The sequence below is a fragment of the Burkholderia sp. E168m22 genome, from assembly GCF_001319805.1.
Classification (GTDB): Bacteria; Pseudomonadota; Gammaproteobacteria; order Burkholderiales; family Burkholderiaceae; genus Burkholderia; species Burkholderia orbicola.
Genome location: NZ_BBSK01000092.1, coordinates 1 through 20,045, shown reverse-complemented (window position 1 = coordinate 20,045; position 20,045 = coordinate 1). Strand labels below are relative to the sequence as shown.

Below are 20,045 nucleotides of genomic sequence, written 5' to 3'. Positions count from 1 at the left end.
CGAAGGACGTCGTCGCCGCGACGGTCTACGTTTACGCGCCGACCGGGAGTTACGACCAGAACCGCGGCCTCAATCTCGGCGCCAACCGCTGGTCGCTCGATTTCCAGGCAGCCTACGTCAAGCACTTTTCGCCGCAGTGGGCACTCGATCTCGTCGGCGACGCGATCTGGTACGGCAACAACACGTCGTATGGCGCGAGCGGTGCGACGCTGCATCAGCGGATGAGCTACAGCGCACAGGCGATGGTGCGTTACATGCCCGATCTAGGCACGTCGCTCGGCATCGGCATTACCCAGCTCTGGGGCGGTGAAACGAGCGTCGACGGCGCGGACAACAACGACGCGCTGCGTACGACGCGCCTGCGGATCACCGCGGCGAAGTTCGTGACGAAGGCCGACCAGGTGCAAATCCAGCTCGGCACCGACCTGAGCGTGCGCAACGGTCCGAAGAACAGCGTGCTCGCCGGCCTGCGTTACGCGCACATCTTCTGACGACCCGCATGCACCAGGGTATGGCCGGTGCATGCCGCTCCGTGTCCCCCAACGTCGAACCCTCGACACCCGATTCCCTTTCCAGAGAGGTCACGCATGGAATCCGCCATCGACAAACACCTGATCTGCCCGCGGACGCTGTCGCGCCGCGTCGCCGACGATTACCAGCCGCCGTTCCCGATGTACGTCGCCCGGGCCGCCGAAGACCTGAACCAGGTCGTGATGGGCTATTTCGGCGTGCAATACAGCGGCGCCGACAAGCGCGCGGCGGCACTGGCCGCGTTGCGCCGGATCGTCGCCGATTTCGGTATGCAGGACGGCCCGAACAACTTCGACCTGACGCAACACACCGACGATCAGGGCTACGAGAACCTGATTGCCGTCGGCTACTGGCGCGATCCGGCCGCGTATGCGCGCTGGATCGCGTCGCCGGCGCTCGTCGAATGGTGGGCCTCCGACGCACGCCTCGCGGACGGGATCGGCTACTTCCGGGAAATCGTCGCGCCGCGCGCCGAGCAGTTCGAGACGCTTTACGCATTTACGAGCGATTTCCCCGGCGTCGGCGCGATCATGGACGGCGTCAGCGGCGAGATCGAGGAGCACGGCTACTGGGGATCGATGCGTGACCGGTTCCCGATCTCGCAGACGGACTGGATGAACGCGAACGGCGAGTTGCGCATCGTCGACGGCGATCCGGCGCGCGGCGGCCGTGTGGTCGTACTGGCACACGACAACATCGCGCTGATTCGGTCCGGTCAGGACTGGCGCGCGGCGGAGAGCGACGAGCGCCGACTGTATCTCGAGGAGATCGAGCCGACGTTGCGCAGCGGAATGGAGTTCCTGCGCGACAACGGCAAGGAGGTCGGCTGCTACAGCAACCGCTACGTGCGCTCGATCGATCTCGACGGCAACCTGCTCGACGAGAGTTACAACATCGGCCACTGGCGCTCGCTCGACCGCCTTGAGCGGTGGGCCGAATCCCATCCGACGCACCTGCGGATCTTCGTCACGTTCTTCCGCGTCGTGACCGGGCTGTCGAAACTGCGGCTGTATCACGAAGTTTCCGTCTTCGACGCAAAGCATCAGGTCTACGAATACGTGAACTGCCATCCGCGCACCGGACTGATGCGCGACGCCGTCGCCATCGCGCGCTGAATCCCGCCGGCGCCGCCCAGGCTGGCGGCGCCGCTTACCGAACTGGAGAACGTCGATGGCCATCAAACGCCCGACCCGCGAACAACTGTCCGACATTGCAGCCGGCTTCGGCTTTCATGTCGATGCCCGCCAACTCGCCGAATACGACGATGCGCTGCAGGCGAACTTCGACGCGTACGACGTGATCGACGCGCTGCCCGACCATCTGCCCGTCGTCGCGTATCCGCGCACGCCCGGCTACCGCCCGGAAGGCGACGAGAACCGCTACGGCGCATGGGCGCGCAAGAGCACGATCCACGGTGCCGCCGACGGCAAGCTGCGCGGCAAGGCGGTGGCCGTGAAAGACAACATCTGCGTCGCCGGCGTGCCGATGCGCAATGGCGCGAGCACGTTCGAGGGCTACGTGCCCGATATCGATGCGACCGTCGTCACGCGGGTGCTCGACGCCGGCGCGACGATCGCCGGCAAGGCGACCTGCGAGTACTACTGCTTTTCCGGCGGCTCGCACACGAGCGCGTCGGGGCCGGTACACAATCCGCGCAAGGCCGGACACTCGTCCGGCGGCTCGTCGTCCGGCTGCGGCGCGCTGGTCGCGAGCGGCGAGGTCGACATGGCGCTCGGCGGCGACCAGGGCGGCTCGGTGCGAATCCCGTCCGCCTATTGCGGCATCTACGGGATGAAGCCGACGCACGGGCTCGTGCCGTACACCGGTGCGATGCCGATCGAGGCGACCGTCGATCATCTCGGGCCGATGACGGGCAGCGTGCTCGACAACGCGCTGCTGCTCGATGTCATCGCGGGCGACGACGGGCTCGATCCGCGCCAACGGATGTTGCCGCCGCGCGCCGATTATCTCGGCGCGATCCGCGACGGCATCGCGGGCCTACGGATCGGCATTCTGCGCGAGGCGTTCGGGCTCGCGAATTCGGAGAAAGTGGTCGACGAGGCCGTGCGGGTCGCCGCCCTCCGGTTGCGCAAGCTGGGCGCGAACGTCGACGAAGTGTCGGTGCCGCTGCATGCGGCCGGCACCGCGATCTGGCTGCCGATTGCGGCCGAGGGCGCGACGCAGCAGATGATGAAGGGCAACAGCCACGGTTTCAACTGGGGCGGTCTGTACGTGACCGGCATGATCGATCATCACGCGGGCTGGCGCGAGCGCGCCGACGAGCTGCCGGATACCGTGAAGGTGACGATGCTGCTCGGCGAATATTTCACGAGCCGGTATCGCGGGCGCTACTACGCGAAGTGCCAGAACCTCGCGCGACGCTTGCGGTCGGCTTACGACACGGCGCTGCAATCGTATGACGTATTGCTGATGCCGACCGTCCCGATGCGCGCGTCGGAACTGCCGAAGCCCGACTGTGCGATGTCCGAGTCGCTGACGCGGGCGTTCGAGATGCTCACGAATACCGCGCCGTTCGACGTGTCCGGGCACCCGGCGATGTCGCTGCCGTGCGGGGTAGCCGACGATCTGCCGATCGGGCTGCAACTGGTCGGGCGCCGTTTCGACGAGGCGACGCTCTACCGCTGCGCGTATGCGTACGAACAGTCTTCCGACTGGCGCCAGACGACCTTCGCATGACATGTCCGGCGCGGCCGCGCATCGCCGCCGCGCCGCCTGTCGGTCCGACCGGCAACGCGGCCTGCACGGTTGCCGATTGGACAATGCGCTTTTGAACGGGCACGCTACCGGTTGCGTGTTGGCTAACCCATGTGGGGCACGACCATGACGATGCGTCCTTTCCCGCGCGCCGCAAGCGGCGACGCGCCCGGCCCGGCGTCCGACGGCCCGCCGGGCGAATGGACGAATTCGGCGATCGAAGTGGCGACCGACGGCTCGGTCAGCCAGCGTATCGAGTTCTGGCGCGAGACGATTCTGCGTTTGTTCGCGGACGTGCAGATCGCGGCCGTGCAGAAAGCCGATTTCTTCGGCCAGGTGCGGCAGCGCAAATGCGAAAAGATGCGGATCTCGGAAATCTACGCCAGCGAACAGGCCGTGAGTCGGCGCTATCGCCAGGCGCGCAGCGAGTATGAAGACAAGTATTTCGGCGTATTGATGCTCGAGGGCAGCCAATCGGTCGAGCAGGACGGCAAGATCGTCACGCTGCACCCGGGGGATTTTGCGATCTACGACGCGACCCGGCCGCACCACCTGCAGTTCGGCCAGTCGTGGCGCGAGATCGTCGTCAGCATTCCCCGCGCGACCCTGAACCAGCTCGTCGTCGGGATGGAACACCGCACGGCATGCCCGACGCACACCGGCGCGGGCGTCGGCAGCGTCATGCGCGCGTTTCTCGAACAGATGTCGTCGCAGATCCGCAGCGTGACCGAGGACGAGATGCGGCAGTTGTCGGATACCGCGATCTCGCTGATCGCGATGACGCTCGGCGGCATGCAGCGCAACGACCTCGCGCAATCGAGGATGAAGGCGTTGACGCTGACGCGTGTGAAGCGGCATCTGCTCGAGCACCTGCACGATCCGGAGCTGAGCCCGATGATGATCGGGCAGTCGATCGGGATGTCGTCGCGGTACATCAACAAGCTGTTCGAAGCCGAGAACACGTCGCTGATGCGTTATGTATTGAACCTGCGGCTCGAACGGTGCGCGCAGGATCTTGCGAATCCGCAATGCGCGGTGCTGCGCGTGTCCGATATCGCGTTGCGCTGGGGATTCAACGACATGTCGCATTTCAGTCGCGTGTTTCGGGAGCGGTTCGCGATGTCGCCGCGGGCGTGGCGCGAGCAGGGCGGCAAGCCGCGCGCGTAACGCGCCGTCCTGGGCCGCGTTCGCGGCAGGCAGGCGCCGATCGGAGGCGGCTGGACGTCGACGGGCGCGGCCGCCGTCAGTGCAACGCGCGCGGCGCGTGCGTCGGGCGAGCGCCGTGCGGATCGGTCGACGCCGCCGAATCGGTCGATTCGGCCGGCCCGGCGGCGTCGGCCGGACGCAGCGGCCCGCCCGGGGACGGCTGCGTCGACACCGAGAAGCCGAACGTATTGACGCCGCCCGAGCACGCGACGAACACGCCGCCGCCGTGCATCTCGGCCACGGCCTTGACGATCGACAGTCCGAGCCCATGGTTTTCCTTGCTGTTCGCGCGCGCTTCCTCGAGCCGGTAGAAGCGCTCGAACACGTGCGAGCGCTGCACGGGGTCGATCGGCTCGCCGGGGTTCGACACGGCCATCTCGACGAGCGTGTCGCGGCGCGTGATCGTCACGTTCAGCGTCGCGCCGGGCGCCGAATGCTGGATCGCGTTGATCAGCAGGTTCGTCATCGCGCGGCGGAACAGCGACGGATCGACGGCCGCGCGCGCGTCGCCGTGCAGTTCGGCACGCAACTGCGCCTCGTCGAGCGGGATTTCGAGGAAGTCGAGCATGCGCCGCACCTCGTCGGCGAGCGACACGTCCTTCAGGTCGCTCGCGCGCTCGCCGCGGTCGCTGCGCGACAGGAACAGCATGTCGTTGATGATCACGCGCAGCCGCTCGAATTCCTCGAGGTTCGATTGCAGCGTCTGGCGCATCCGGTCGACGGAACGGTCGCGGCTCGTCAGCGCGACCTGGGTCTGGCCGATCAGGATGCTGATCGGCGTGCGCAGCTCGTGCGCGACGTCCGCGTTGAACGCTTCGAGCCGCGCGTAGGTTTGCTGGATGCGTTCGAGCGCGCCGTTGAACGACGTGGCGAGATCGCGCAACTCGGTGGGTAGCGCGTCGGTGTGCAGCCGCTGGCGGCGGTTTGTCGCGCTGACGCTCGCCGCGTCCTGCGACAGCCGGTCGAGCGGCGCGAGCCCGAAGCGCGCGACCGCGCGGCTCAGCAGCAGCGTGATGACGGTGGCCGTCGCGATCAGCGCGGCCAGCGTCCAGCCGAAGCGGCGCAGCATCCGCTGCGTCCGTTCGCACGTCGTCGCGACGACCAGTTGCAGCGTCGGCCGCTCGCCGGCGCCGGCCAGCGTGATGGTCTTCGTCATCACCGCGTAGCTGCTGTCGTTGAGCTGGTAGCGCTGGAACGCGCCGAACGGCGGATCGAGCGGCACGCCGTCGACGGGGCTGCCGAAGCGGAACGCGGGGTTGTCGCTGATCACCTGGTAGTGCGTCGAGCCGTCGGGCGGTTCGAGATCGGCGAGTTTTTCCTGCATCAGGCGGCCGCGCGCGGCCGTGGTCGCGTGCGACACGATCATCGCGGCGACCTTGGCGCGCGTGTCGATCGTCGCGCGCAATTCGGCGAACAGCTGGCGCTCCATCATCACGAACAGCCCGCAGCCGACCAGCGTGAACACGAGCAGCGACACGATGCCGAACATCGCCGAGAGCCGCAGGATGATCGAGCGTTTCATGCGCGCCGCTCCGTGTCGCCGTCCTCGCGCGCCTCGAGCACGTAGCCCATCCCGCGGATCGTGTGCAGCAGCTTCTCCGCGAAGGGGCCATCGAGTTTCGCGCGCAGGCGCTTGATCGCCGTCTCGACGACGTTCGCATTGCTGTCGAAGTTCACGTCCCACACGAGCTCGGCAATGGTCGTCTTCGACAGCACCTCGCCGCTGCGCCGCGCGAGCACGCCGAGCAGCTGGAATTCCTGCGCGGTCAGGTCGAGCCGCGCGCCGTCGCGGGTCGCGCGGCGGCCGATCAGGTCGACGCGCAGGTCGCCGATCGAAATCAGCGTCGATTCCTGCACGCGGGCGCGGCGCGTCAGCGCACGCAGCCGTTCGATCAGTTCGAGGAACGAGAAGGGCTTGGTCAGGTAGTCGTCGGCGCCGCCGCGCAAGCCCCGCACGCGGTCGTCGACGCGATCGCGCGCGGTCAGCATGATCACGGGAGTCTGCTTCTGCGCGCGCAATGCACGCAGCACGCCGAAGCCGTCGAGCTTCGGCAGCATCACGTCGAGCACGACCACGTCGTAGTCGAATTCGACGGCTTTCCACGCGCCGTCCTCGCCATCGAGCGCGGTATCGACGACCCAGCCTTCCTCGGTCAGGCCGCTCTTCAGGTATTCGACGACTTTCGGTTCGTCCTCGACGATCAGTACTTTCATGTTCGTTTTCCGCGTAACCGGGTTAAGGGCGGGTCAAGGGCCGACACCCGCGCCGCGCTGCGGGGCCGCCGACGCGACGTCGGACGGCGCCAGGCCGCTCGCCGCATCGCCGTCCCAGCCGCCGCCGAGCGCCTTCGCGAGAAACACCACGAGCGCCGCGCGCTGGCCCTGGATCTGCACGGCCTGGCGCTCGCTCGTCAGCAACTGCTGCTGGGCCGTCAGCACGTCGATGAACGGCGTCAGGCCGCCCGCGTAGCGGTCCTGCGCAAGCGATACGAGCTTGCGCGCGTCGTCGACGGCCGCGGAAGCCTGCTGCGCGGCCTGCGCGAGCACCGACAGGCCGGTCACCGCATTTTGCACCTCCTGGAACGCGGTGAGCACGGTCTGCCGGTAGCTGGCCTGCGCGGCGACGTAGCCGGCCTGCGCGAAATCGACGCCGGCCTTCAGCTTGCCGCCCTCGAACAGCGGCTGGCTGAGCGAGCCGCCAACCGACCACAGCAGTGCCGGCACGGTGAACAGGCCCGCGAAGCGGGTCGCGTCCCAGCCGATGTCCGGCGACAGCGTGATACGCGGGAAATACGCGGCGCGCGCGACGCCGATCTGCGCGTTCGCGGCGGCCATCGCGCGCTCGGCCGACGCGACGTCGGGGCGCCGCTGCAGCAGGTCGCTCGGCATCCCGGTCGGCAGCGCGGGCGCGTTGATCGGCACCACGCGCGGCGGCAGCGAGAAGGCGGGAGCCGGCGTACCGACCAGCGTCGCGATCGCGGTTTCGACCTGCGCGCGTTGCTGGATCAGCAATTGCGCCTGCGTGCGGGTCGCGTCGAGCTGCGCGCGCTGCTGCAACAGGTCGAGGCCCGACACCGCGCCGAGGTCGTGGCGCGCGCTGACGTAATCGAGCGCCTTCTGTTGCAGGTCGATCGAGCGCTTGACGACGTCGATCTCGGTGTCGAGCTCGCGCAGCGTGAAATAGCTCGACGCGAGGTCGGCGCTCAGCACGAGGCGCGCGTTTGCGAAATCGTCACGCGACTGCTCGGTGCTGGCCTGCGCGGCTTCGACGTTGCGCCGCACGCGGCCGAACAGGTCGAGTTCGTAGCTGACCGCCGCGCCCACCTGGATGTCGTTCTGCACGGTCGACATGCTCTGCGTCGCGTAGTTGGTCTGCGGCCGGTCGGCGGAGATCTTGAAGCGCTGGCCGCTTGCGTTCAGCCCGACGGCCGGATACTGCGCGGACGCCACCGACGCGAGCGTCGCCTTCGCCTGGTCGTAGCGCGCGGCCATCGCCTTCAGGTTCTGGTTGTTGCGCAGCGCGTCGGCTTCCAGTGCGTCGAGCTGGGCGTCGCCGAACGCGGTCCACCAGGCGGGATCGAGCGGCGCGCGGGCCGGCGCGGCCGGCTGCCAGTATGCGTCGGCCGGGTCGAGCCGCCACGCGGCCGGCGTATCGACGGGCGGGCGCCGGTAATCCGGGCCGACCGTGCAGCCGGCGAGCACCGCGGCCGCGACGATCGCCACGGCGCCGATCGCGGCCGGGTGCACGCGGGGGCGCATCGCGATCACGACTTCGCCCCCGCGACCGCCGAGGCGGGCTGTGCCGCCGGCGCCTGCACGACGACCCGGTCGCCGGTCGCGAGCGCGTCGCTCGGGTTCGCGACGAGGCGGTCGTTCGGCGTGATCGGCCCGTCGACTTCGAGCGTCTGGCCGATCGTGCGCACGACCGTCACCTGTTTCAGCCGGACCTGGCCGTTCGCATCGACGGCGGCGACCGTCGGGCCTTCGGCGCGGAACAGCAGCGTATTGGCCGGCACCTGCAGGCGGCCGACCGGCGTCATCGGCAGCGTCGCCTGCACGTACGCGCCGGGCAGCAGCCGCCCGTCCGGATTCGGCAGCGTGATCTCAATCTGCAGCGAACGCGTCGCGACGTCGATCGCCTGCGACGTGCGCGTGATCGTCCCGTCGAAAGTGCGCCCCGGCAGCTCGGCCTGCGCGACGCTCACGTGCTGGCCGACCTTCACCTGCTGCGCATACGCCTGCGGCACCTGCACGTACAGGCGCAGCCGGTCGGCCTGCACGACCGTGAACAGCGAGCGGCCCGCGTTGCCGGAATTGACGAGATCGCCGACGTCGACGTTGCGCTGCGTGACGATCCCGTCGATCGGCGCGACGATCCGCTGGAAGCCCTTCAGCTCGGTGAGGCGGCGCATGTTCGCATCGGCCGCCGCGAGGTTCGCGCTGCCCTGGCTGAACGCGCCTTGCCGGTCGTCGAGTTCCTGCTGCGACACGGCATCGCGCTGGCGCAACTGCTGCGCGCGGTCGAACGACGTCTTCGCGAGCGCGAGCGCGGCTTGCGCCTGCTGGCGCTGCGCGGTGGCCTGCGCCAGTTCCTGGTTCAGCTCCGGCGTGTCGAGTTCGGCGAGCGTTTGTCCCTGCTTCACGTGCGCGCCGATATCGGCCTGCCAGCGCAGCACGTAGCCACTGGCGCGCGCATAGATCGGCGCCTCGACGAAGCCGCGCAGCGTGCCGGGCAGCGTCAGCTTGCCGCCGGTGGCCGCGTCGACCGGATGCACGACGCTCACGTACTGGCGCGTGTTCTGCGCGGCGACCGCGTCGAGGCGATGCTGGTTCAGCACGTTGACGACGATGGTGCGCGCGGCGCCCGCCGCGAGCAGCACGCCGATCACGATCAGGACGATCCGTCCGCGCCGCGACACCGACGCGCGCGCCGGCAGGTGCATGCCGTGTTCGTCCACCTGGATGCCGACGGCGCTGTGATGTTTCTCTTCCATGAATTCAACCAGTTCAACCGGGTAGTGGGGCGAAAGTCAGTGTCCGGCCTGGCGCGCACGCCGCCGGGCCAGCCGCGCATGCACGCCGCCGAACACGAGCGGCACGAACAGCAACGTCGAAACGGTCGCGAACAGCAGCCCGCCGATCACCGCGCGGCCGAGCGGCGCATTCTGCTCGGCGCCTTCGCCGAGACCGAGCGCCATCGGCACCATCCCGATGATCATCGCGAGCGCCGTCATCAGCACCGGCCGGATGCGGGTCGCGCCGGCCTCCAGCGCGGCCGTGAGCGGCGGCGCGCCCGCCGCGAGGCGTTGCCGCGCGAACGACACGACCAGGATGCTGTTCGCGGTCGCGACGCCGACCGTCATGATCGCGCCCGTCAACGCGGGCACGCTCAGGTGCGTGCCGGTGATGAACAGCATCCACGCGATGCCGGCGAGCGCGGCAGGCATCGCGCTGATGATGATCAGCGGGTCGAGCCACGACTGGAAATTGACGACGATCAGCAGGTAGACGAGCACGATCGCCATCGCGACGCCCGCGCCGAGGCCGATGTACGACGTGCGCATCGTCTCGATCTGGCCGCGCATCGTGAGGTCGGTGCCGCGCGGCAGCGTCGCGCGCGCGTCGGCCACGATGCGGTCGATCTCGCCCGCGACCGCGCCGAGATCGCGGCCCTCGACGCTCACGTACACGTCGATCGCCGGGCGGATGTTGTAGTGCGTGATCACGGCCGGGTTCACGGTACTGCGGACCTGCACGAGATTACCGAGCAGCTGCAGCGGCGTGCCGGTGCGGCCGCTCGCGGAGATCGGCGTGCCGAGCAGGTCGTCGACCGACGACAGGTTGTATTGCGGGGTCTGGATCTGCAGCGGGTACTGGACGCCGGTGCGCGGGTTGATCCAGAACGACGGCGTCGTCTGCGAACTCCCCGACAGCGAGATCAGCATGTTCTGCGCGACGTTCTGCGCGGAGAGATTGAGCTGCTGCATGCGCGTACGGTCCATGTCGGCCAGCAGGGTCGGCTCGTCGTTGCGTTGCAGCACGTGCACGTCGACGGCGCCGGGGATTTGCCTGATCTTTTTCATCAGGCTGCTCGCAATGGTCATGTTACTCGCGAGATCGTTGCCGAGCACCTGCACGTCGATCGCGGCCGGCTGCCCGAAGTTGAGGATCTGCGTGATGATGTCCGACGGCTGGAAGAAGAACTCGACGCCCGGGAAGCGCTGCGGCAGCAGCGTGCGCAGCGTCTGTACGTAGTGCCCGGTCGCGCGGTGGCCGGGTTTCAGCGCGATCAGCAGTTCGCCGTCGAGCGTGCCGATCGTGCCGGCGTTGCTGTACGACAGGTTGATGCCGCTCACCGGCAGGCCGAGGTTGTCGACGATCGCGCCGAGCTCGTCGGGCGGCACGGTTGCGCGGATCACGCGCTCGACCTGGTCGGCGAGCCGCGCGGTTTCCTCGATCCGGTAGCCGGTCGGCGCGCGCACGTGCAGCCGGAGGTTGCCGGAATCGGCGTTCGGGAAGAAATCGCGGCCGAGCATGAACACGAGGCCGGTCGACAGCACGCAGAAGCCGAGGAAGCACAGCGCGTAGAAGCGGCGGCGCACGAGCAGGATAGTGAGCAGCACGATGTACCACGCGCGCAGCCGTTCGAACGCATGGTTGAACGCGTGATGGATGCGTGCGAAGCGCGACGTCGAATGATCGGCGCCGGTGTTCGCCTGCTGCGGGCGGAACAGCAGCATCGCGAGCGTCGGCACCAGCGTGCGCGACAGCACGTACGACGCGAGCATCGCGAACACCACGGCTTCCGCGAGCGGCACGAACAGGAAGCGCGCAACGCCGGTCAGGAAGAACATCGGCACGAACACGATGCAGATACACAGCGTCGACACCAGTGCGGGCACCGCGATCTCGCCCGCGCCTTCGAGGATCGCATCGTGCAGGTTCGTCCCCAGATGCAGGTGCCGCTCGATGTTCTCGATCGTGACGGTCGCGTCGTCGACGAGAATGCCGACCGCGAGCGCGAGGCCGCCCAGCGTCATGATGTTGATGGTCTCGCCGAGCGCGGACAGCGCGATCAGCGACGTGAAGATCGACAGCGGGATCGAAATCGCGATGATCAGCGTGCTGCGCCAGTTGCCGAGGAACAGCAGGATCATCATCGCGGTCAGTACGGCGGCGATCAGCGCCTCGTGGATCACGCCCTGGACGGCCGCGTTGACGAACACCGACTGGTCGAACAGCGGCGTGATCGTGAGCCCCTCGGGCAGCGTCGGGATCACCTTCGGCAGCAGCGCCTTCAGGTCCGACACGACCTTGAGCGTCGACGCGTCGCCGCTTTTCAGGATCGAGATCAGCACGCCGCGCTGGCCGTTCTGGCGCACGACGTTGGTCTGCGGCGCGAAGCCGTCGCGCACCGCCGCGACTTCGCGCAGGTAGGTCGTCGCGCCGTTGATCGTCTGGACCGGCAGGTTGCTGATGTCGGCGACCGTATCGGCCGACGCGTTCGTGTCGATCCGGTATTCGGTCTGGCCCATCTTCGCGGTGCCGGTCGGCAGCACGAGGTTCTGCGCGTTGACCGCGTTGACGATGTCGGCCGGCGTGAGCCCCTTCGCCTGCAGCGCCTGCGGGTCGAGGTCGATCGCGACCACGCGGGTGCGGCCGCCGTACGGGAACGGGATCTGCACGCCCGGCACCGTGATCAGCTGCGGGCGCAGGAAGTTGAGCGCGATGTCGGCGAGCGACTGCTCGCTGAGCGTCTGGCTCGACAGTCCGAGCTGGATCACCGGAATGCTCGACGCGGAATAGGTGATCACGAGCGGCGGCGTCGCGCCCTGCGGCATCTGCCGCACGATCGCCTGCGCGGATGACACCGTCTGCGCGATCGCCGTCTGCACGTTCGCGCCGGGTTGCAGGAACACCTTCACGACCGCGATGCCGGGCAGCGACGTCGATTCGACGTGCTGGATGTTGTTGACGGTCGTCGTCAGGATGCGTTCATGCACGGACGTGATGCGGTTCGTCATCTCCGTCGCGGAGAAGCCGCTGTAATTCCAGATCACGCTGATCACGGGGATGTTGATCGCGGGCAGCACGTCGACCGGCGTGCGCATCAGCGCCAGCGGGGTGGCCAGCACGATCATGATGGCCATGACGATGAACGTGTAGGGGCGCCTGAGCGCGAGATTGACGATCCACATGAAGGCGGCGGGGCAGGCGGTGATCGGCGGCGGTGAAGGGAACCCGAATGATAGGCGTCGGCCCGCGACGGGTTACTGTCGCGAAACTGGCGGAATTGTCAGGTTGGGGCGTGGCGTCCGTCGGCCGATTCCGCAGACGGAATGCGTCGTCGCGATCGCGACGGTTTCGCGCATCGGGCGGCGCTCACAGCTGCTCCATGCCGAAGCGCGCGAGCGCGTCGAGATCGACGACGTCGATCTGGTTGTACGCGAGCCGCAGCGCGCCGAGCTTCTCGAGCTGCTGCAGCGCCTGGTTGATCCGCTGGCGCGACACACCGACGAGCATCCCCAGTTCCTCCTGCGAGATCGACAGCGACGGGCCGGTGTCCGGGTACAGCGCGGGATTGAAGAGCTGCGCGAGCGCCTGCGCGACGCGCGCGTCGACGTCGAGCAGCCGGCTGTTCTGGATCGACGCGATGAATTCGCCCATCCGGTTGTTCAACTGATGAATCACGAAGCGCGTGAACGGCAGGCTCGTGTCGAGCAGCGCATGGAACGTGTCGACCGGCACGAACAGCACGGTCGAGCGCTGGATCGCGACGACCTCGTACTTGCGCAGCTCGCGCTTGATCACGCTGCCTTCGCCGAACCAGCCGCCCGACGGCACCCCGGAGAACGTGCAGCCGCGCCCCGACACGTTGAAGATCGCGAGCTTCAGCAACCCCTGATGGACGCCGATCCAGTATTCGGACGGCGCGAGCCGGTGCGCGATCACGTCGCCGGCTTCGCACTGCGCGACGTGCGACTCGGCCAGCACGCGCGCCTGGTGTTCGGGCGCCAGCGTGCGAAACCACGCGCACTGGCCGAACAGCGTCGCGAGCGGCGGCAGCGGGCCCGGTTCGGGGAGCGTGTCGGCCGGGGCGGCGGCCGCGTCGAGGTGGTCGTGCATGGGTGCGGGTTTGCGAGGATAGGGATAACGCGCAGCGCTCGAGCGGCACTCTGTCGTTTCGATGACAGACGGCTCACAATAGCGCCCGTTAGGCTGTCGGCAATTGAACCACATCAAAACGATCCGGGGTGCATGCGCCCCGGTGGACAGAACACGGGAGACAGGATCATGACGCAGATGTTCGAGGCCGGGCTCGGCCGCCGCGATGCCAATTACGTGCCGCTCACCCCGATCGATTTCCTGATCCGGGCGGCCGAAGTCTACGGCGAGCGCCTCGCGATCGTGCACGGTGACGTGCGGCGCACGTGGGGCGAGACCTGCACCCGCGCGAAGCAGCTGGCGAGCGCGCTCGCGCAGGCCGGCGTCGGGCGCGGCGACACGGTCGCGGCGCTGCTGCCGAACATCCCGGCGATGGTCGAGGCGCACTTCGGCGTGCCGATGGCCGGCGCGGTGCTGAACACGATCAACACGCGGCTCGACGCGTCGTCGGTGCTGTTCATGCTGCGTCACGGCGAGGCGAAGGTGCTGATCGTCGACACCGAATACGCGGAGGTCGCGCAGCGCGCGGCGCTGGAGCTGCCGGGCCTGAAGATCGTCAGCGTGGCCGACGCGCTGCCGGCCGACCCCGACCGTTTCGCGGGCGCGACCGACTACGAGGCGTTCGTGGCCGGCGGCGACCCCGACTACGCATGGACGCCGCCCGCCGACGAATGGGAGGCGATCGCGCTGAACTACACGTCGGGCACGACCGGCGACCCGAAGGGCGTCGTCTATCACCATCGCGGCGCGTATCTCGCGGCGATCAGCAACATCCTCGAATGGGACATGCCGAAGCACGCGGTGTATCTGTGGACGCTGCCGATGTTCCACTGCAACGGCTGGTGTTTCCCGTGGGCCGTCGCGGCGCGCGCGGGCGTGAACGTGTGCCTGCGCAAGTTCGACGCGAAGACTGTGTTCGACCTGATTCGCCGCGAGCGCATCACGCATTACTGCGGCGCGCCGATCGTGCAGAGCGCGATCGCGAACGCGCCGGCCGAGTTGCGCGCGGGGATCGACCACACGGTGCATGCGATGGTCGCGGGCGCGGCGCCTGCGCCGGCCGTGATCGCGAAGATGAAGGAGATCGGCTTCGACCTGCTGCACGTGTACGGGCTGACCGAGGTCTACGGCCCGGCGACCGTCTGCGCGAAGCAGGCGCACTGGGATGCCGTGTCCGACGAGGAGCGCGCGCGGCTGAATGCGCGCCAGGGCGTGCGCTACCACCTCGAGGCCGGCGCGACGGTGCTCGATCCCGACACGATGACGCCGGTGCCGGCCGACGGCGAGACGCTCGGCGAGATCATGTTCCGCGGCAACATCTGCATGAAGGGCTACCTGAAGAACCCGAAGGCGACCGACGAGGCGTTCCACGGCGGCTGGTTCCATACCGGCGATCTCGCGGTGCTGATGCCGGACGGCTATATCCGGATCAAGGATCGCAAGAAGGACATCATCATCTCGGGCGGCGAGAACATCTCGAGCATCGAGGTCGAGGACGCGCTGTACCGGCATCCGGCGGTGGCCGTCGCGGCCGTCGTCGCGATGCCCGACCCGAAATGGGGCGAGGTGCCGTGCGCGTTCGTCGAGCTGCGCGAAGGCGCGAGCGCGACCGAGGAAGAGATCGTCGCGCACTGCCGGCAACTGCTCGCGGGCTTCAAGGTGCCGAAGGCCGTGCGCTTCGGCGAGCTGCCGAAGACCTCGACCGGCAAGATCCAGAAGTTCCAGTTGCGCCATGCGGTCGGTTCGGACAAGGCGATCGACCTGGCGGGCGACAAGAAGTAGTCGAGGCCGGCCGCGGCCGATCGTTCGTCGTCCGGCGTTCGTCACGCGTCGCGTGCGAGCCGGAACACGCTGACCGCGTCCGACAGTTGCGCGGCCTGCTCGCGCAACGCGACGGCCGCGCGCTCGGCGTCCGAGATCAGCAGCGCATTCTGCTGCGTTGCTTCGCCGATCTGCGTGACGGCCAGATTCACCTGCTCGATGCCGGTCGATTGTTCGCGCGACGCGGCGCTGATCTCGCCGATCAGCGTGCGCACCTGGTCGACCCGCGCGACGATGTCGCGCATCGTGCCGCGCGCGGCGTCCGCGATCCGGTAACCCTGTTCGACCGTCGTCGACGATTCGGCGCTCAGCGCGTCGATCTCCTTGACCGCGGCGGCGCTGCGCTGCGCGAGCGCGCGCACCTCGGCCGCGACCACCGCGAAGCCCTTGCCGTGTTCGCCCGCGCGGGCGGCCTCGACGGCCGCGTTCAGCGCGAGGATGTTGGTCTGGAACGCGATGCCTTCGATCGCGCCGGTGATCTCGGCGATCCGGCGCGTCGCGCGGCCGATGTCGTCCATCGTCGCGACCACGCGCTGCACCGCGGCGTCGCCGTTCGTCGCGGCGGCCGACGCATCCGCGACCAGCGCGTTGGCTTGCGCCGCATGCTCGGCGCTCTGCTGCACGGCGGCGGTGATCTGCTCCATGCTGGCGGCCGTCTGTTCGACGCTGCTGGCCTGCGTCGCGATCCGCGCGGCGATGTCGCTGCTGCCGGCCGCGATGCCGACCGTGCCGTGCGCGATGTCGGCCGCGCCGTTGCGCACTTGCGCGACGATCCGCGCGAGGCCGTCGCCGATCCCGTCGACCGCCTGCACGAGCCGGCCGATCTCGTCGTTGCCCGCGCTGCCGTGCGCGGCCGCGCCGTCGCGGATGCGCACGCTGAGATCGCCCGCCGCATAGCGCTCGGACGCGCGGGCGGCGGCTTCCAGCGGCCGGCTCACCACGCGCCGCACGACGATGACGAACAGCGTCGCGAACGCTGCGACGAGCACGGCGCCGATCATCAGGAAGCGGTTGCGGGTGGCGCGCATGGTGGCCAGCAGCTCGTCGTCGAGCGCGATCCCGCCGACGAGCCATTGCCACTGCGGAATCGTCGTGAACGACACGAATTTCGCGGTCGGCCCGGCGTCGTGCGCGGCCGGGTCGGTCGACGTATACGCGAGCCGGCCCTGGGCCGCCGCGAGCATCTGCGCGTAGGGGGCGCGCGTGTCGTCGGCACGCTGGCCGGCCGCATCGGGATGCACGACGAAGGTGCCGCGCGACGGGCCTTGCGACGCATCGAGCACGAAGTAGTAGCCGTTGTCGCCGATCTTCAGCGCACGGATGCCGTCCTCGACGAGCTTGAGCTCGGCGCCGATGTCGAGGCCGACGAACAGCGCGCCGATCACGCGGCCGGTCGCGTCGGTCACCGGCTTGTACTGCGTGATGTACGACCGGCCGAACAGCTTCGCGAGGCCCGTGTAGCTGCGCCCGGCGACCAGCGGCGCATACGCGGGGCCGGCGCGGTCGAGCTTGGTGCCGACGGCGCGCGCGCCGTCCTGCTTCTTCAGCGACGTCGTGATGCGCACGAAATCGTCGCCGTCGCGCGCGAAGATCGTCGCGATCGCGCCGCTTTTCTTCAGGAACTGGTCGGGAATCGAGTAGTCGAGGTCGAGCGGCTGGCCGCCCGCGAGCAGGGTCGGCGCGGCCACGCCGCCGATGTCGACGGTGCGCGCCGGGTCGAGCGAGAAATCGGCCGGCAGGAAACTCGCGAACAGCGACATCGAGCGGTTGGCTTCGGCGGTCAACGCCTTGTCGAACAGGTCGACCATCGCGCGGATCGACTGCTCCTTGTCGTCGATCCGCTTATGCGCTTCATCGGCGAGCTGCTGGCCGGCGAAATGGGCGAGGGTCCACGCGAACACGGTAAACAGCAGGGCGACGAGCGCGCACGCCAGCGCGGCCAGACGCGCGCCGACGCTCACTCGGCCCAATTGGGTCATTCTCATGAGACATCCTGAGTGGGAGTGAGAGGAGGCGGAACGCACGCGTCACCGCTCGTGGTCCCGTTAATACGGCAACTTTCGCGAAATCTTTAGCGGATGTCGCGGATCACGGCCCGCAGGCGGGCGAAGGGGAAGCGAGGGTCAGTGCATGACGAGCCACGCGACGGCCAGATAGCGGCCGACTTTCGCGATCGTCACGATCGCGAGAAAGGTCGGCAGCGGCTCGCGCAGCACGCCGGCGATCATCGTCAGCGGATCGCCGATCACCGGCGCCCAGCTCAGCAGCAGCGACCAGCGGCCGTAGCGTGCGTACCAGCGCTCGGCGCGCGCGAGCGCGGACGGCTTGACCGGAAACCAGCGGCGCTCGCGAAAATGCTCGATGCCGCGGCCGAGCGCCCAGTTGATCGCCGAGCCGGCGACGTTGCCGACGCTCGCGACCAGCACCAGCGCCCACACGGGTTCGCGTCCGGCGAGCAGCAGGCCGGCGAGCACGGCTTCGGACTGGAGCGGCAACAGGGTCGCGGCGACCATCGACACGGCGAACAGGCCGCCGTAAGTGAGCAATTCGGACATCGCGCGATTGTACCGGCCGTGCGGCGGCCGGCCCCGGTCACGCGGTCACCGGCTCACGATCTCACACGGCATCCGTCGTGCCGAACAGCAGGTGCGAGATCATCGACTTGTCGACCGGTTCGTCGTTGAGCGTGCTGGCGAGCAGTTCGCCCGCGAGCTGCTGCGGCGAGAACACCATGTCGGGCTTCAACAGCCGCAGCCGCTCGAGGTTGCGCTGCTGGTTCACGAGCGCGACCGTGCGCACCGACGGCGCGATCTCGCGGATCGCGAGGATGATGAACGCGTTTTCGGCGTCATCCGAGCGCAGCGCGAGCACCGCGCGCGCGGTCGCCGCGCCGGCGCTTTCCAGCACCGCATGGTCGGTCGCATCGCCGACGATCAGGTCGGTCGCCGCCGGATAGTTGTGCTCGACGCCGGCCGGCACGACGACGGTCACCGCGTAGCCGCGCTTGCGCAGCCCGTCGTGCACCGCATGCGCGACGGGTGTCGCGCCGACGATTAGGAAATGATGCTTGCGGATCACGTTCGAAATACCTCCCTTGACGATCCGTTTCAGATTGCCGCCGATCACCGGGCCGACGACCGCGCTGATCGACGTCGCGAACACCGTGATGCCGAGCACGATCACCGATGCGGTGAACAGGCGCGCGGTCGGCGCGTGCGGCACGATGTCGCCGTAGCCGACGGTCGACATCGACACGATCGAGAAATAGACGGCGGTGGCGAGATCGTGGACGGGCGGCGTGAATTCGTCGCCGAGATAGAGCACGCCGAAAGTGGCGTAGATCAGCAGCGACACGATGCTCAGCAACGCGAACAGGCCGCTGGCGGCCACGCTCGCGCGATCGAAGTGCCGCCAGTAGTACAGCAGCGCGACGACCAGCACGGCCGTATAGACGAACACCGCGTGGCTGCGATAGCCGCCGAGCACGCTGATTGCGGCGGCCGCCACCAGCAGCAGGATCGACAACACCCACGCGACGCGGGCACGCAGCACGATGCCGATGGCCATCGTCGCGAGGCCGGCCGCGACGACCACCTGCGGCAGCACGACGAGCCCCATGTTGTCGACGAGGTTCAGTGCATCGGCGAGCCACGCGCGGTGCAGACCGAGCCGCGCGTGCTCGACGACGGGGCGCAGCACCATGAGCGCATCGAGCGCAAGCAGGAGGGCGAGATACCAGTGCAGGCCGATCGGCGCGAACAGGCGCCGCAGGCGGGATGTGACGTGCTTCATTCAGTCGCCCGGCGGGCCCGGGCATGTCCAACGAACCAGGCGCTACCCTAAAGCATTCGGCGCCCGGCTGCTTTTTCGAGGCGCCTGGCAGCGGCGCCGACGCAGCCCGTCCGCGCGGCCGTTCAGTTCCAGCCGACCATGATCGCGCCCATCCCGACGAGCAGCCCGCCCGTCACGCGGTTCATCGCACGCATCCGCGCCGGCCGCTGCAACGCGCGGCTCAGCCGGTGCGAGAACAGCGCCATCGATGCGACGCCGCCCGCGAACAGCAGCGCGAACGTCGCGGCGAGCAGCAGGTATTGAAGGTTCAGGCTCCAGTCGGCGTTCGGGCTGATGAACTGCGGAAAGAACGACGGAAAGAACAGCAGCGTCTTCGGATTCAGCCCGGAAGTCGCGACGCCGCGCCAGAACAGCGCGCGTCCGGAGTCGGCGTCCGGCGCGGCGATGGCCGTTCCTGCGTCGGTCTCGGCGGGCGCCGCGGCCGCGCCGGCCGGCGTGCGGCTCAGCCATTGCTTGCCGCCGAGCCAGACGAGATACGCGGCGCCGGCCCAGCGCAGCACGGTCAGGGCGTGTTCATCGAGGTGGACCAGCGAATTGAGGCACAGCGCGGTCAGCGCGAGTTGCAGCAGCACGGCGAGCGTGCCGCCCCAGACGCACGGCAGCGCGCGGCGCCAACCGGTGCGCAACGCCTGGTTCATCGTGAGCAGGTTGACGGGGCCGGGCGCGTAGATGAGGACGACGGAAGCAGCGAGGAACGACAGATAAAGCTTGAACGACATGACGGACGGGCAAGAGCGGGGAGGCAGGCACCGGCC

At 68.6% G+C, this 20,045-nt stretch carries 15 protein-coding genes; 5 read left to right on the top strand and 10 right to left on the bottom strand.

Going from position 1 to position 20,045, the window contains the following annotated elements:
* From AP428_RS20775 to AP428_RS20760, 4 genes are all read left to right on the top strand, one after another.
* The coding region (locus AP428_RS20775) for a transporter (RefSeq protein WP_197285605.1) at positions 1-491 on the top strand (491 nt) is incomplete at its 5' end.
* Between the two features lie 96 nt (positions 492-587).
* The gene (locus tag AP428_RS20770; RefSeq protein WP_011547795.1) at positions 588-1,646 is read left to right on the top strand and encodes a phenylacetaldoxime dehydratase family protein; all 1,059 of its coding nucleotides are present in this window, start codon (positions 588-590) and stop codon (positions 1,644-1,646) included.
* 55 nt (positions 1,647-1,701) lie between these two features.
* On the top strand, positions 1,702-3,228 hold the full coding sequence (locus AP428_RS20765; RefSeq protein ID WP_011547794.1) for an amidase: 1,527 nt from the start codon (positions 1,702-1,704) through the stop codon (positions 3,226-3,228).
* Positions 3,229-3,372: 144 nt separating this feature from the next.
* Entirely contained in the window at positions 3,373-4,413 is a 1,041-nt protein-coding gene (locus tag AP428_RS20760) for a helix-turn-helix domain-containing protein (RefSeq protein ID WP_011547793.1), read from the top strand.
* 76 nt (positions 4,414-4,489) lie between these two features.
* Here the strand turns inward: AP428_RS20760 and AP428_RS20755 are convergent, their stop codons facing one another.
* From AP428_RS20755 to AP428_RS20730, 6 genes are all read right to left on the bottom strand, one after another.
* The gene (locus AP428_RS20755; protein WP_011694724.1) at positions 4,490-5,974 is read right to left on the bottom strand and encodes a heavy metal sensor histidine kinase; all 1,485 of its coding nucleotides are present in this window, start codon (positions 5,972-5,974) and stop codon (positions 4,490-4,492) included.
* Positions 5,971-6,666 (bottom strand): heavy metal response regulator transcription factor, encoded by a 696-nt coding sequence (locus tag AP428_RS20750; RefSeq protein WP_011547791.1) that lies wholly within the window; start codon positions 6,664-6,666, stop codon positions 5,971-5,973. The genes AP428_RS20755 and AP428_RS20750 overlap by 4 nt, the downstream gene beginning before the upstream one ends.
* Positions 6,667-6,699: 33 nt before the next feature.
* Positions 6,700-8,211 carry an efflux transporter outer membrane subunit gene (locus AP428_RS20745; protein WP_011547790.1) on the bottom strand — a complete coding sequence of 504 codons (1,512 nt, stop codon included), beginning with the start codon at positions 8,209-8,211 and terminating at the stop codon, positions 6,700-6,702.
* Positions 8,212-8,216: 5 nt separating this feature from the next.
* A complete protein-coding gene (locus tag AP428_RS20740) occupies positions 8,217-9,446 on the bottom strand; it encodes an efflux RND transporter periplasmic adaptor subunit (RefSeq protein WP_027812951.1) in 1,230 nt (409 codons plus the stop codon).
* A 36-nt stretch (positions 9,447-9,482) separates the two neighbouring features.
* A complete protein-coding gene (locus AP428_RS20735; protein WP_011547788.1) occupies positions 9,483-12,650 on the bottom strand; it encodes an efflux RND transporter permease subunit in 3,168 nt (1,055 codons plus the stop codon).
* A 184-nt stretch (positions 12,651-12,834) separates the two neighbouring features.
* A complete protein-coding gene (locus tag AP428_RS20730; RefSeq protein ID WP_011547787.1) occupies positions 12,835-13,578 on the bottom strand; it encodes a Crp/Fnr family transcriptional regulator in 744 nt (247 codons plus the stop codon).
* A gap of 168 nt (positions 13,579-13,746) precedes the next feature.
* Here AP428_RS20730 and AP428_RS20725 point away from each other — a divergent pair, with 168 nt between their 5' ends.
* Positions 13,747-15,399, top strand: coding sequence for an acyl-CoA synthetase (locus tag AP428_RS20725; RefSeq protein WP_011547786.1), 1,653 nt, complete (start codon positions 13,747-13,749; stop codon positions 15,397-15,399).
* A 41-nt stretch (positions 15,400-15,440) separates the two neighbouring features.
* Here AP428_RS20725 and AP428_RS20720 read toward each other — a convergent pair whose 3' ends face one another.
* From AP428_RS20720 to AP428_RS20705, 4 genes are all read right to left on the bottom strand, one after another.
* Complete coding sequence (locus tag AP428_RS20720) at positions 15,441-17,423, bottom strand: methyl-accepting chemotaxis protein (RefSeq protein WP_011547785.1); 1,983 nt, start codon at positions 17,421-17,423, stop codon at positions 15,441-15,443.
* 138 nt (positions 17,424-17,561) lie between these two features.
* Positions 17,562-17,993, bottom strand: a complete 432-nt coding sequence (locus tag AP428_RS20715) for a YqaA family protein (protein ID WP_006479118.1) — start codon at positions 17,991-17,993, stop codon at positions 17,562-17,564.
* Positions 17,994-18,054: 61 nt separating this feature from the next.
* Positions 18,055-19,230, bottom strand: coding sequence for a voltage-gated potassium channel protein (gene kch / locus AP428_RS20710; protein WP_011547784.1), 1,176 nt, complete (start codon positions 19,228-19,230; stop codon positions 18,055-18,057).
* Positions 19,231-19,352: 122 nt separating this feature from the next.
* Positions 19,353-20,009: a LysE family translocator gene (locus AP428_RS20705; protein ID WP_011547783.1), complete on the bottom strand. Its 657-nt coding sequence runs from the start codon at positions 20,007-20,009 to the stop codon at positions 19,353-19,355.
* Between the last annotated feature and the right edge of the window lie 36 nt (positions 20,010-20,045).

Bases quoted from the DNA above. Each gene is read 5' to 3' on its own strand.
- AP428_RS20770 (WP_011547795.1), top strand. From the start codon at position 588: ATGGAATCCGCCATCGACAAACACCTGATCTGCCCGCGGACGCTGTCG.
- AP428_RS20765 (WP_011547794.1), top strand. From the start codon at position 1,702: ATGGCCATCAAACGCCCGACCCGCGAACAACTGTCCGACATTGCAGCC.
- AP428_RS20760 (WP_011547793.1), top strand. From the start codon at position 3,373: ATGACGATGCGTCCTTTCCCGCGCGCCGCAAGCGGCGACGCGCCCGGC.
- AP428_RS20755 (WP_011694724.1), bottom strand. From the start codon at position 5,974: ATGAAACGCTCGATCATCCTGCGGCTCTCGGCGATGTTCGGCATCGTG.
- AP428_RS20750 (WP_011547791.1), bottom strand. From the start codon at position 6,666: ATGAAAGTACTGATCGTCGAGGACGAACCGAAAGTCGTCGAATACCTG.
- AP428_RS20745 (WP_011547790.1), bottom strand. From the start codon at position 8,211: ATGCGCCCCCGCGTGCACCCGGCCGCGATCGGCGCCGTGGCGATCGTC.
- AP428_RS20740 (WP_027812951.1), bottom strand. From the start codon at position 9,446: ATGGAAGAGAAACATCACAGCGCCGTCGGCATCCAGGTGGACGAACAC.
- AP428_RS20735 (WP_011547788.1), bottom strand. From the start codon at position 12,650: ATGTGGATCGTCAATCTCGCGCTCAGGCGCCCCTACACGTTCATCGTC.
- AP428_RS20730 (WP_011547787.1), bottom strand. From the start codon at position 13,578: ATGCACGACCACCTCGACGCGGCCGCCGCCCCGGCCGACACGCTCCCC.
- AP428_RS20725 (WP_011547786.1), top strand. From the start codon at position 13,747: ATGACGCAGATGTTCGAGGCCGGGCTCGGCCGCCGCGATGCCAATTAC.
- AP428_RS20720 (WP_011547785.1), bottom strand. From the start codon at position 17,423: ATGAGAATGACCCAATTGGGCCGAGTGAGCGTCGGCGCGCGTCTGGCC.
- AP428_RS20715 (WP_006479118.1), bottom strand. From the start codon at position 17,993: ATGTCCGAATTGCTCACTTACGGCGGCCTGTTCGCCGTGTCGATGGTC.
- kch (WP_011547784.1), bottom strand. From the start codon at position 19,230: ATGAAGCACGTCACATCCCGCCTGCGGCGCCTGTTCGCGCCGATCGGC.
- AP428_RS20705 (WP_011547783.1), bottom strand. From the start codon at position 20,009: ATGTCGTTCAAGCTTTATCTGTCGTTCCTCGCTGCTTCCGTCGTCCTC.